The 12,124-nt window shown below is 75.0% G+C and carries 8 protein-coding genes; 5 read left to right on the forward strand and 3 right to left on the reverse strand.

What is annotated here, in order from left to right:
- The first annotated feature begins 371 nt into the window (after positions 1-371).
- From SM793_RS05905 to SM793_RS05915, 3 genes are all read left to right on the forward strand, one after another.
- Positions 372-1,283 (forward strand): hypothetical protein, encoded by a 912-nt coding sequence (locus tag SM793_RS05905; RefSeq protein WP_320436938.1) that lies wholly within the window; start codon positions 372-374, stop codon positions 1,281-1,283.
- A gap of 218 nt (positions 1,284-1,501) precedes the next feature.
- Complete coding sequence (locus SM793_RS05910) at positions 1,502-2,143, forward strand: hypothetical protein (RefSeq protein ID WP_320436939.1); 642 nt, start codon at positions 1,502-1,504, stop codon at positions 2,141-2,143.
- Between the two features lie 363 nt (positions 2,144-2,506).
- Positions 2,507-3,307: an SGNH/GDSL hydrolase family protein gene (locus tag SM793_RS05915; protein ID WP_413815882.1), complete on the forward strand. Its 801-nt coding sequence runs from the start codon at positions 2,507-2,509 to the stop codon at positions 3,305-3,307.
- Between the two features lie 177 nt (positions 3,308-3,484).
- Here the strand turns inward: SM793_RS05915 and SM793_RS05920 are convergent, their stop codons facing one another.
- The 3 genes from SM793_RS05920 to SM793_RS05930 form a co-directional block, all read right to left on the reverse strand.
- Positions 3,485-4,372 (reverse strand): nitroreductase/quinone reductase family protein, encoded by an 888-nt coding sequence (locus tag SM793_RS05920; protein WP_320436940.1) that lies wholly within the window; start codon positions 4,370-4,372, stop codon positions 3,485-3,487.
- A 400-nt stretch (positions 4,373-4,772) separates the two neighbouring features.
- Positions 4,773-5,951, reverse strand: coding sequence for a polysaccharide deacetylase family protein (locus SM793_RS05925; RefSeq protein WP_320436941.1), 1,179 nt, complete (start codon positions 5,949-5,951; stop codon positions 4,773-4,775).
- A gap of 259 nt (positions 5,952-6,210) precedes the next feature.
- Positions 6,211-8,094: an AMP-dependent synthetase/ligase gene (locus tag SM793_RS05930; RefSeq protein WP_320436942.1), complete on the reverse strand. Its 1,884-nt coding sequence runs from the start codon at positions 8,092-8,094 to the stop codon at positions 6,211-6,213.
- Positions 8,095-8,583: 489 nt separating this feature from the next.
- Between SM793_RS05930 and SM793_RS05935 the strand changes: the two genes are divergently transcribed.
- Both SM793_RS05935 and SM793_RS05940 read left to right on the forward strand, forming a co-directional pair.
- Complete coding sequence (locus SM793_RS05935; RefSeq protein WP_320436943.1) at positions 8,584-11,706, forward strand: nitrate- and nitrite sensing domain-containing protein; 3,123 nt, start codon at positions 8,584-8,586, stop codon at positions 11,704-11,706.
- The gene (locus SM793_RS05940; RefSeq protein WP_320436944.1) at positions 11,703-12,122 is read left to right on the forward strand and encodes a roadblock/LC7 domain-containing protein; all 420 of its coding nucleotides are present in this window, start codon (positions 11,703-11,705) and stop codon (positions 12,120-12,122) included. The genes SM793_RS05935 and SM793_RS05940 overlap by 4 nt, the downstream gene beginning before the upstream one ends.
- Positions 12,123-12,124 lie beyond the last annotated feature (2 nt).

Genomic DNA, 12,124 nt, shown 5'->3' on the forward strand with positions numbered 1-12,124 from the left:
GGAGGGAGACGACCGTGCGCGAGCGGATGCGGAGCGGGTTCCAGGGCCCGGACCAGCGGCGGGCGACGGAGCGGGAGTACAGGCAGGAGCAGGAGCAGCAGCAGGGACAGGGGCGGCGCCGGAAGCGGGGTGGGCGCCCGATGGCGGGCGGCTGCCGCACGCGGTGGCGTGCGCCCGTGGTGCGGCTGTGGGGCCCCGGGGCGGAGCGGCGCCGGCCCGGGCCGGCCGGGCCGGGCGGAAGGGTCCCCGACGGGCGGCCGCCGGGCGGCGGGGCGAGCGCGCCCCGGTCGGGCGGTTCGGGCGGGCCCGCCGGTCCCGGGGCGCGGGAGCGGCGCCGGGGGCGCCCGCGCGGGGCGCCGCCGCCGCAGCCGGTGGCGCTCGCGCTGGCCGTCGGCGCCGCCGACTTCGCGGACCTGGCGCGGTACGGGCTGTTCGGCGGGCTGAGCTTCCGCTCCTACCTGCGGCGGGTGGCGGTCCAGCTGCGGGCGCTGCGCGGGCAGGGCCTGGAGGTCCACCTCCGGGTGCTCGACCCGGCGGACTACGCGGAGTACTGCGAGGAGTTCGGCTTCACGCCGGGGGACGCGGCCGCCCGGGTCGCGTACGCGGCCGATCCCGAGCTGGCCGGGGAGCCGTTCGTCTACGCGGGGCAGCGGCTGGCGGTGCTGCTGCCGGAGCTGGCCGACGACCACCGGGCGCGGGTCCGGATCTCCGTCGCGATGGCGGCCCTGCTGACGGCGGCGGGCGAGGGGCCGCCGGGGGAGCGGCGGCTGGTGGCGGTGATGCGGCACGCCGTCGAGGTCCAGCTGGCGGTGGGCGCCGGTGCCGGTGACGGGACCCATCTGCTGACCCTGCGCTGCCACGGCCCCGAGGACGGCGGGGAGCTGACCTCGGCGACCGACGTCCGGGTGGAGCGCGGCCGGCCCGGGCCCGGCGGGCGGGACGCCGAGGCGTTCTGCGTGACGCTGGCGGCGGGCCTCGCCGTGGGTGGTGCCGGTGCGATGGTGCTGCACGGGGACCCGGCCGCCCCCGGCGGGCAGACGGTGCGGGGGTGGGCCCTGCGCGGCGGGAGGCTGCGGCCGATGACCGTCCGCGAGGTGCTGGACGAGCTCGCCGACGATGTCGGCCGGGGCCTGCCCTTCCCGCCGGCCGTCGTCCCGCTGCCCGGCTTCCCGCTGCCGGCGCCGCCGCCGTCGGGTGAGGGCGGACCGCCGGGGGACCGTCCGCAGGGCGGGCGGCCGTCCGGGGAGCGGCCGTCCGGGGGCGGGGGTGGGCCCCTGGCCTGATCGCGGCTGACCAGGGCGTTCGGCCCCGGGTGTCCACCAAGCGGCGCTGGGGACTGTTCATCGACCGCCTGTTCGGGGAAGATTTCGGGGAAGATCAACAGTGGGAACGGCCGGTACCCCACGCCGCCGCGCCCGCCGCTCCGCCCCGAACCGTGCGCACCGCGAACCGTCCCCGCGCACCGTCGGTCCGGCGAGCCCGACACCGAAAGGGGGGACGCATGAGCCGGATCGAGTACAGCGCGGAGATCGCCGAGCTGCTCGGTCGGGTACGCCGGCGTCCCACGGCGGGCTGGCCGTGGCGGCCGGGCGAGACGGTGCCCGACGGGCTTCCGGTGAAGCAGTCCTGGGGGTGGCTGTTCGCCCCCGACGGCCGGGTGCTGACCCTGGTCAACCCCAAGGACGGCGTCGTCTCGCTGCCCGGGGGCTCGCTGGAGCCGGAGGACGCCGGCGACCCCGGCTCGGCGCTGGCCCGGGAGGCGGCCGAGGAGGCGCAGGCGCTGATCGGCACGCCGTACTACCTCGGCTACCTCTACGACCGGGTCGGTTCGGCCAACGGTGGCCACGAGTGCGCCCGGGTCCGGATGGCCGCCGCGCTGCGGGCCGTCGGTCCGAGCGTGCCGGACCCGGCCTCAGGGCGGCACTACCGGCGGCTACTGGTCGCACCGGGCCTCGCCGTCGAGCTGCTCGGCTGGGGTGCGCCCGGCCTGCGGCAGGCCCGGGCGGCGGTGGCGACCGCCGTCCGGAGACTGGGCGCGCCCTCGGCCGCCAACGAGACGATCGAGGAACTGCCGGCGGCGGGCTGCGAGCTGTTCCCCGGCGCGGCCCCGGGTCCCGCCGCCGGGGAATCGCCGACGGCCTGACCGACCGACGGCCTGACCGGCCGTTCGACCGGTTGACTGGCCAGCCGTCTGATCGACCGTTCGTCTGACCGGGCGACCGAACGCGCCGAGTACGGGGGTCGAGCGCCGGGGCCGAGTACCGGGACCGAGCGCCGGGCCGCACGCCCGCGCGCGTCGCCGTCGGTGGTCGCACGTCCGGCGGAGCGCCGTCGCTCGATCGGGCGACGCCCCGAAACCGGCGCACGGGCGCACTTACCGTGGCAGAAGGGGCAGTTCACCGCGCCGTTGTCAGACCGACCGTCAATTGCCTTGGCATGACAGCTTCCAGAGTTAGCTACCGCCTGGTATCAAATTATGTGACGCACGTCACTCCCAGGAGGTGTCATGCTACGCCCTGCCCGTGCCATGTCCGTCGCCGTCACCGCAGCGCTCCTCTCCCTGACCACCCTCGTCACAGCCGGTTCGGCCCACGCCGCCGGGGTCAACTACGTCGCACTCGGCGACTCCTACGCCTCGGGCCTCGGAGCCGGCAGTTACACGAGCGAGAGCGGCAGCTGCAAGCGCAGCACCAACGCGTACGCGTACCTGTGGAAGAACGCGCACGCGCCGTCCTCCTTCTCCTTCCTGGCCTGTTCCGGAGCCAGGACCGGAGATGTGCTCAACAACCAGCTCTCCACCCTGAACTCGGCCACCACGCTGGTGAGCATCAGCGTCGGCGGCAACGACGCGGGCTTCGCCAGCACGATGCAGACCTGCGTCCTGGACTCGGAGAGCGCCTGCCTCAACGCGGTCGCCACCGCGAAGAACTACGCCACCAGCACGCTGCCCGGCAAGCTCGACCAGGTCTACTCGGCGATCCACGCCAAGGCCCCGAACGCCCGGGTCGTCGTGCTCGGCTACCCGCACCTCTACAAGGTCGGCGGCAGCTGCATCTTCGGCATCGGCGACACCAAGCGGGCCGCCATCAACGGCGCCGCCGACGCACTCGACGACGTCATCGCCAAGCGCGCCGCCAACGCCGGCTTCGCCTTCGGCGACGTCCGGTCGATCTTCCGCGAGCACGAGATCTGCGGCTCCAGCACCACCTGGCTGAACAGCACCACCCTGCCGGTGGAGGAGAGCTACCACCCGAAGGCCGCCGGTCACTCCGGCGGCTTCCTGCCGGTGTTCACCGCGCAGGCCTGACCGCGACCCGCCGCACGCCTCCCCACAGGCGCGCACCCCACACCCCACACCCCACACCCCGCGCCTCCCCACAGGCGCGACCCCGCCCCCGACCCCGCACCCCGCCCCCGACCCCGACCGCACAACCGGCGGGCCCGCCGGTCCCCCCGCTCAGGAGGGACCGGCGGGCCCGTCCCGTCACTGCCCCGGCGGAGGGAACGGGATCCCGGCCAGGGCGGGCAGCAGTTCCCGCTCCTCGTGGGTGAGGTGGGCCTCCAGCTCGTCCGCCGTCCGCGCCAGGGCGGCCCGGAACGGCCCCGGCTCGGCGGCGTCGAGGCCGGACACCAGCGCGACCAGCTCGTCCTTCAGTCGCGCGACCGTGCGGTGCTCCTCGGCCAGCTGTTCGAGCACACCCCGCAGCTCCGGGTGGCTGCGGGCCAGCGCGGGGAAGACACCCCGGTCCTCGCCGGTGTGGTGCACGGCCAGGCCCTGGCAGAACGCCAGGCAGTGCCGGCGGATCTGAAGTCCGAGTGCCGGAGCGTGTCCGACACCTCCGGCGAGGTGCGCCTCGGTCTCGGCCCGCAGCTGTCGCAGCTGGGCGCGCAGCCAGTCGTGCACCTCCAGCAGTTTGTCCGCGAGGCTCGCCACCTCGCGCGCCGGAGCCCCGGCCCCGGGGTGCTCCAGGACGACCACGGGCAGCAGCCGCGCGGTGTGCCGCTGGTAGTCCCCGTACCCGGGGGCCGCCCGGACGACGGCCTCGAACAGCCGCTCGCGCCGGTCCCCCTCGGCGGGGACGGCGGTCGCGTCGAAGACCTCCGGGCCGAGTTCCACCCGCACCAGCGGGCGGGCGAGCAGATTGCGGTACCACTGCGGGTGCTCGGGCGCCCCGGCCGCCGAGGCGACGACCAGCAGCAGCCCGTCCGCCCGCACGAACCCGAGCGGGACGGTGTGCTCCCGCCCGGACCGTTCGCCGACGGTGGTCAGCAACAACAGGTCCCCGCCCGCGAAGGGTCCGCCGACCCTCCCGCCCTGGGCACGGAACTCCTCGATGACAGTTTGATTGAACGACAGGGAAGACATCGGCATACGACTGTGCAGCTCTCTCTTCGGATCGCGATCCGGATCGCTCTCCGGATCGCTCTCCGGAGCATCGGAAGGGGAAGTCGAGAAAAAGGGGAAGGAGCGGCACCGTCCCGGGGCAGGCCCGGTCGCATCGTCAAGAGGGGTGCGAAGAGGTGCGAAAGATGCTCGGAGGAGCTCAGAAAAGGGGAGCGGAGAACGTTCTCATCACGCGTCGTCCCTCGGTGTCGGGTGCCGGCCCGGCTGCCGGCCGGCCCACATCTCTTTGGCCGGCGCCACGCTGCACGCGGCCCATCCCAGCACCCGGCCGGTCCCGCTGTCAACGCGTCGACGGGCCGGAGAAACGACGCACCGCCGACCCCGGTGCGGGGTCGGCGGTGCGCCGTGCGAGCTGGGGTCAGGGCTGTCAGTGCAGGTAGGAGGCCAGACCGGCGGGCTTGAGGCCGGCCGCCTCGGCGGCGGCCAGGGCGCGGCGGAGGTCGTCGGCGAGGGTGTCGGTCCAGTGCATCAGGACGACGTCCCCGGGCGACAGGGTCCCTTCGTGCCAGACGTTGGAGGCGCCCCAGCTGAAGTCCGCGTCGGCGGTGAGCACAGTGCGCATGCCGCAGTTGGCGGCGGCCTGGAGGGTGTCGGCGTTCCAGGCGAAGTACGGCGGGCGGAACACGGTCGGCGCGGTGCCGAAGAGGCGGGCCAGCGAGTCGCGGGCGTCGCAGATCTCCACCTGCTGCTCGGCGAGCGGGAGGGTGGTGAGGTCGGTGTGGGAGACGCTGTGGTCCTGGATCGAGGAGCCGGGCGCGGCGGTCACCCGCCGGAAGTAGTCGGGATTGTTGGCGGCGGCCATCGGCAGCGGGAAGGCGGTGATCGGCAGCTTGTTGGCGGCGATCACCTGCTCCGCCTCCGGGGTGATCTGCCAGCCGTCGTCGACGGTGAAGAAGACCACCTTGTCGCTGGTCGGCACCGAGGCGGCGGCGGTCGCCGGGGCGGGCGCGGGGCCGTCGACCCGGACGTCGTCGACCGCGAACGGGCCCTGCTGGTACCAGCCGTGGACGGAGAGCCGGACGGTGGTGGCGCCGGGGGCGGCGGTGAAGCGGGTGGTCAGCTTCTGCCAGCCGCCGTTGGTGGACTCGGTCCAGGCGGGGGCGGTCGGGCGGTCGGTGCCGCCGGTGGCGCCGAGGAAGACGAACTTCCCGCGGACCCAGGCGGAGGCGGTGTAGGTGGTGCCGGGCCGGACCGAGACGGTCTGCACGCACTCGCCGGTGGACTCGTCGCCGGCCGGGGCGACGGCCAGGGCGGAGCCGCCGGAGTGCGGGGCGGCGGTGGTGAGGGCGGCCTCGGCGGGCCCGCCGGAACAGCGCCAGCCGGGCACACTGCCCCAGTCGGCGAGCGAGGAGGCGGGGATCTCGAACCCGGGGTTGGTCGCCAGGTTGACGGTGGTCGCGGTGGCAGTGGCGGCAGTGGCCGTCACCGGCGGCGCCGCGACGGCCGGCCCGGCCAGGCCGGCCACCAGCAGCGCGGCCGAGGCGGCCAGCGCGGGCAGCCGTGCGGGCAGGCGCCCGGACCCGAGGGCGGACAGGCGCGAGGACATGCGCGTGGAAAGACGCATGGGCAGGCGCGAGGACATGCGCGAGGAGATGGACACGTGGGGACTCCAGCGTGGGGGACGCGCCCGTGGGGCGGACGCGCGGACAACGGGATGTGGGGGTGCTCCCGGAGGGGGCGGGAGCTTCGGCGTGCCGCACTCGGACCGGAGCAAAACAATGGACTGGACCACAGCGATCGTCAAGGGACCGGCCGTACCCGACGGACTCCCAAATCACCTGCGTAAAACGGGACAGGACGAGACGTCAGGGGGCGTACAGCTCCTCGATGTCCGCCGCGTAGTGCTCGACGATCGCCGCCCGCCGTAGCTTCAGCGAGGGCGTCATGAGCCCCTGCTCCACCCCGAACTCCCTGGGCAGCAGCCGGAAGGCGCGGATCGACTCGGCCCGCGACACGGCGGTGTTGGCCGCCGCCACCGCCCGCTGGACCTCGGCGTGCAGATCCTCGTCGGCGAGTACGGTCCACGGATCCGACTGCCCGCGCCCGCGCCGCTTCAGCCAGTGCGCCAGCGCCGCCGGATCGAGGGTGATCAGCGCGGCCACGTACGGCCGGTCGTCGCCCACCACCAGGCACTGCGAGACCAGCGGGTGGGACTCCACCCGGACCTCCAGGGCGGCGGGTGCGAGGTTCTTGCCGCTGCTGGTGACGATGACGTCCTTCTTGCGGCCGGTGATGGTCAGGTAGCCGTCCTCGTCCAGGCTGCCGAGGTCGCCGGTGCCGAGCCAGCCCTCGAAGAGCGATTCGGCGGTGCAGCGCGGATGGTTGAGGTAGCCGCCGAAGACGCCGGGACCGCGGACCCACACCTCGCCGTCGTCGGCGATCGCCACCGTCGCGCCGGGCACCGGCCGTCCGACCGAGCCGATCTTCGACCGCCCGGGCGGGTTGCCGGTGACCGCGGCCGAGGTCTCGGTGAGCCCGTAGCCCTCGAACAGTTGGAAGCCGATCCCGGCGAAGAAGAGTCCCAGCTCGCGGTCGAGGGTCGAGCCGCCGCACATCAACGCCCGCACCCGGCCGCCGAACACGGTGCGCAGCCGCTGGTAGACCGTGCGTTCGTAGGCCAGGTGGCGCAGCCGCAGCGCGGGGCCGGGGCCGGGGCCGTGTCCGAAGGTGCGCTGTTCCCGGGCGGCCGCCCAGTCGACGGCCACCTGCCGCGCCTGTTCGAGGAGTTCACCGCGGCCGGCCTCCTCGGCGGTGCGCCGGGTCTGCTGGAACACCTTGTCCAGGACGTAGGGGACGACGAGCAGGAAGGTCGGGCGGAGGGCGGCGAGGGCGGGCAGCAGCGCGTCCGTGGACACCTCGGCGACATGGCCGATCCGGAAGCCGCCGCGGATCGAGGCGATCTGCACCATCCGCCCGTAGACGTGCGCCAGCGGCAGGAAGAGGACGGTGCACGGCGGGTGCCCGCCGGTGTCACGGAGTGCCTCGCCCCAGCCGTCGAGCAGCGCGTCGGCCGCGGCGGCCAGCGCGCCGTGGGTGATCAGGCAGCCCTTGGGGCGCCCGGTGGTGCCGGAGGTGTAGACGACGGTCGCGACGGTGTCGGTGGTGACGCCGAGCCGCTGCCGGTGGACCAGGGAGTCGGGCACCCCGCGTCCGTCCTCGGTGATCGCCTCGACGCAGTCCCGGTCCAGCTGCCAGATGCCGGTCAGGTCGGGTAACGCGTCGCAGACCGCGCCGACGGTCATCGCGTGGTCCTCGTCCTCGACCAGGCAGGCCACCGCCTGGGTCTCGGCGAGGATCCAGCGGACCTGCTCGGGCGCGGCCGTGGGGTAGACGGGGACGGAGATGGCGCCGATCGACCACAGCGCGTAGTCGAACAGGGTCCACTCGTAGCGGGTGCGGGACATCAGGGCGACCCGGTCGCCGTAGCGCACGCCCCGGGTGAGCAGGCCCTTGGCGAGGGCGAGCACCTGGTCGCGGAAGTCGGCGGCGGTGATGTCCTGCCACGCGTCCTCGGCTGCGGCGGGCCGGAAGCCGTCGGCGGGCCGGGAGCGGTCGGCGCGCCGGGAGCGGTCGGTGCGGCGGGTCAGCTGCACCAGGGCGGGGGAGCGCTCCGCGGTGTCGTAGAGCGAGTCGGCCAACCCTCCCGCGGCCGGCGGTCCGGCCGGGGCGGGGGTGGTGAACTCGCGCACGATCCCCCCGATCAGTCCTGCAGGTGCAGCGAAACTATCGGATCCCTCGCCGACTGCCCAGGGTTGTGACGGTGACGCGACGAGATCGGCACCGGGGTGTGCGGAAAGTGTCGCGGAGCCGTCGAGAGCGTCGTACGACTGTGCGGGAGCGGTGATCGCGACGGCGATCCGGACACGATCCGGTCCGGCGCGAGGAGAGGGCGGGTTCGACCCTCGAACGAGTGGTCAGGCCGTAGTAGAGTCTCGCAGACCTGCGGCCGGGGTACTCGGCCGCGGCCTGGCGCCGCCCCTGGCCGGCACTTGGTCCGTACCAACCCTGTCCGCATCAACTCGTCCGTGTCAAACCGCCGGTGCCGACCCGCCTCCGGGCCGAGCCGCCTCCGCGTCGCCCGCCCCCACGCTTCCGTTCCCAGGCCGCCCCGCCCCCGCACGCCTCCCCGTACTCCCCACACCCCCGTCCGCGCCTGGCACTTCCCGACCGAGGACTCCATGCGTCTGCGCAGCAGCTCGATCCGCGCGAAGATCATCGCGCTGCTCCTGGTGCCCATCGTCGCCCTCACCGCCCTCTGGGCGTACGCGACGCTCGCCACCACCGGCGACGTCTGGAGCCGGCTCGACGTCAGCGCGACCTACAAGGAGTTCGGGACCCCGGTCGACCTGTACGCGCACGACCTCCAGAACGAGCGCCGGGCCGCCGTCCGCAGGCTCGCCGACCCGGCCTCCCGCGCCGCCCGCGACGCGTTCGAACAGGCCCGCGCCGCCACCGACCACGACCTCGCGGTACTGCAGCAGAAGAAGGACACCGAGGGCAGCCGGCTCGACGAGGCCCAGCGCGGCCGCTACCTGCAGATCCTCGCCGCCGCCGACCAGCTCAGCCCGCTGCGCGCCCAGATCGGCCGCGCCGCGCTGAACTGGGAGTTCGCCCTCGGCCAGTACACCGACCTGATCAAGCCCACCTTCGGCTTCCGGTCCGCGTTCGTCGCCCGCCAGAGCGGCCAACTCCCGAGGCAGGGCACGATCCTGATCGAGCTGATGCGCGCCCGGGAGTACCTCGCCCAGGAGGACGCGGCGATGGAGGGGCTGCGCAGCGGGACCGGCCGGCCGACCCCCGAGCAGTACCAGGTCGCGCTCGACGCCCTGCACAACCAGCAGGCGCTGTTCACCGTCTACATCGCCGAGCTGGACCCCGCCGACCAGGCCGACTACATCGCCCTTCGCGGCGGCGAGGCCTGGGCCGCGCTCGCCCGCGCCGAGGCGGACTTCGTCGGCGCCGGCGGACCCGAGCGGGTGGTGCAGGCGATCAACGGCGACGCCTGGCGGGAGACCGCCGACCGGGCCCTCGGCGACCTCGCTGCGATCAACGCCCGGCTGAGCGGCACCATCGACGACCGCGACCACTCCTATGCGGTCGGACTGCTCTGGCGCGGCGGCATCGCCGGTCTGATCGGCCTGGTCGCGGTGGTGCTCTCGGTCCTCATATCCTTCCGGATCGGCCGGGGCCTGGTCCGCGAGCTGATCGGACTGCGCAACGCCGCCAACGAACTGGCCGGCACCCGGCTGCCCTCGGTCATGCTGCGCCTGCGCAAGGGCGAGTCGGTGGACGTCGCCACCGAGGCCCCCGAGCTGGAGTTCGGCCAGGCCGAGATCGGCCAGGTCGGCCGCGCGATCAACGCCGTGCGGCGGGCCGCCGTCGAGGCCGCCGTCGAGCAGGCCGAACTGCGGCGCGGCATCTCGGCCGTCTTCGTCAACCTGGCCCGCCGCAGCCAGGTCCTGCTGCACCGCCAGCTGACCCTGCTCGACACCATGGAACGGCGCGTCGAGGACCCGGCGGAGCTGGAGGACCTCTTCAAGGTCGACCACCTCACCACTCGTATGCGCCGGCACGCGGAGGGCCTGATCATCCTGGCCGGCGGCTCGCCCGGCCGGGCCTGGCGCAAGCCGGTGCGGATGGTGGACGTGGTCCGCGCGGCGGTCGGCGAGGTCGAGGACTACGCCCGGGTGATCGTCCGGCCGTTCCCCGGCACCGGCCTGCTCGGCAGCTCGGTCGCGGATGTCACCCACCTGATCGCCGAACTGGTCGAGAACGCGGCGGTTTTCTCCCCGCCCAGCACCCAGGTCACCGTGCAGGGCGAGGTGGTGGCGCACGGCTTCGCGCTGGAGATCGACGACCGGGGGCTCGGACTGAGCGAGCAGGCGCTCGCCGGGATCAACGAACGCCTCGCGGTGGAGCAGGAGTTCGACCTCGCCGACACCGACCGGCTGGGCCTGTTCGTGGTCAGCCGGCTGGCTCGCCGGCACGGTATCCGGGTGAACCTGCGCCCCTCCCCGTACGGGGGGACGACGGCGGTGGTGCTGATTCCGCGAGAGCTGCTGGCGGAGGCGCCGGACGGGTTGCCGGAGCCGCCCGCGGCCTCGAATCCGGGGCCGGGGTCCGGGGCGGGCGCCGCCCCTGGCCCGGGCACCGCTCCCGGTCCGGTCGGCGGTCGGCGGGCAGTGGCGGGGAGGCGCGGACAGCGCGACCTGGTCGCGGTGCCCGCCCTGGTCGAGGACGACTCCCTCGGCTCCCTCGGCTCCCCCGACTCCCTCGGCTCCGACGACTTCCACGACTTCCACGACTTCCACGACGCGCGAGGCGTGGACGCGGCGGGCGGCCGGCACCGGATCGCCGGGGGGCCGCGCCCCTCGGCGCCCGAACCGGCCCGCACCCCCGGCGGTCTGCCGCGCCGCTCGCGCGGCGGCGGGCCCGTGCTGGTCGCGGCGACCGCCGCCGACGCGACCGGGCCCGGTACCGGCCGCCACCGGCGCGCGGGCGACCCGGCGGGCGCGGCGGACGGCGTCGACTCCCTCGGGCCGAACCCGGCCGAGGTCCAGTCCGGGCCCGCCGACGCGGCCGAGGCCGTGGTCGCGGACCGGTCCGTCGCGGCGGCGCCCGTGGCGGCCGGCGCCGGTACCGCCGACGCCCTGCCGCCGCGGACCGCCACTCCGGCTACGCCGGGCGGGCTGCCGCGACGGGTGCGGCAGGCGAGCCTCGCCCCGCAGTTGCGCGAGCGCGCGGCGGAGGCCGCCGCCGGACGGGCCGACGGCCCGGGCGGCTCCGGTGCCCCGGGAAGCGCGGGCGAACCGGTGCGCGAGCGCTCGCCCGAGGAGGCGCGGGCCACCTTCGCCTCGTTCCAGCGCGGCTTCACCCGAGGCCGGGGCGCTCCCGCCGCCCGGCCGACGGCCTCGCCGACGCCCACCCCGGATCCGACACCGGCGTCGTCCCCGACCTCGTCCCCGACCTCGCCCCCGACGTCCTTCCCGACGCCGGCGGTGCGCCGCGCGCTCGCCCCGGCACCCGTCCAGGCGGCGTTGCCCGGCCCCTCCGGGGGTGAACCGGCGCCACTGGCCCGACGGGCGCCGGTGCCGCCGCCGACCAGGCTCGTCCGGTCCCCGCGCCTGGGGGCGGAACCGGACGCACCCGCCGGTCCGTTGTCCGACGGGCCGCCCGAAGGCACCGCACCATCCGCGCGAGCTGCACGATCCGCGCGACCCGCACCGCACGTCCGACCGGTAGGACCGGCCCGGCCCGCACCATCCGCACGACCCGCACCAGCAGAAGGAACTGATTCATGACCACTTCGACGCAGCCGTCCGGAGACCTCAACTGGCTCCTGGACGACCTGGTGGGCAGAGTGGCCGCCCTGCGCCACGCGGTGATCCTGTCCGGCGACGGCCTGGCCACCGGCGCCTCCCGCGACCTCGCCCGGGAGGACGCCGAGCACCTGGCCGCCGTCGCGGCCGGCTTCCACAGTCTGGCGAAGGGCGCCGGCGGGCACTTCAAGGTCGGCGGCGTGCGCCAGACCATGGTCGAGCTGGACGAGGCCTTCCTGTTCATCACCGCGGCCGGTGACGGCAGCTGCCTGGCGGTGCTGAGCGAGGCCGAGGCCGACATCGGCCAGATCGCCTACGAGATGGCCCTGCTGGTCAAGCGGGTCGGCGAGCACCTGGCCGCCGAGCCGCGCGCCGACGTGGCCCCGCCCGGGAGATGAGC

Source organism: Kitasatospora purpeofusca, from assembly GCF_034043715.1.
Taxonomy (GTDB): domain Bacteria; phylum Actinomycetota; class Actinomycetes; order Streptomycetales; family Streptomycetaceae; genus Kitasatospora; species Kitasatospora purpeofusca_A.

Bases quoted from the DNA above. Each gene is read 5' to 3' on its own strand.
- SM793_RS05910 (WP_320436939.1), top strand. From the start codon at position 1,502: ATGAGCCGGATCGAGTACAGCGCGGAGATCGCCGAGCTGCTCGGTCGG.
- SM793_RS05915 (WP_413815882.1), top strand. From the start codon at position 2,507: ATGCTACGCCCTGCCCGTGCCATGTCCGTCGCCGTCACCGCAGCGCTC.
- SM793_RS05920 (WP_320436940.1), bottom strand. From the start codon at position 4,372: ATGCCGATGTCTTCCCTGTCGTTCAATCAAACTGTCATCGAGGAGTTC.
- SM793_RS05925 (WP_320436941.1), bottom strand. From the start codon at position 5,951: ATGTCCTCGCGCCTGTCCGCCCTCGGGTCCGGGCGCCTGCCCGCACGG.
- SM793_RS05935 (WP_320436943.1), top strand. From the start codon at position 8,584: ATGCGTCTGCGCAGCAGCTCGATCCGCGCGAAGATCATCGCGCTGCTC.
- SM793_RS05940 (WP_320436944.1), top strand. From the start codon at position 11,703: ATGACCACTTCGACGCAGCCGTCCGGAGACCTCAACTGGCTCCTGGAC.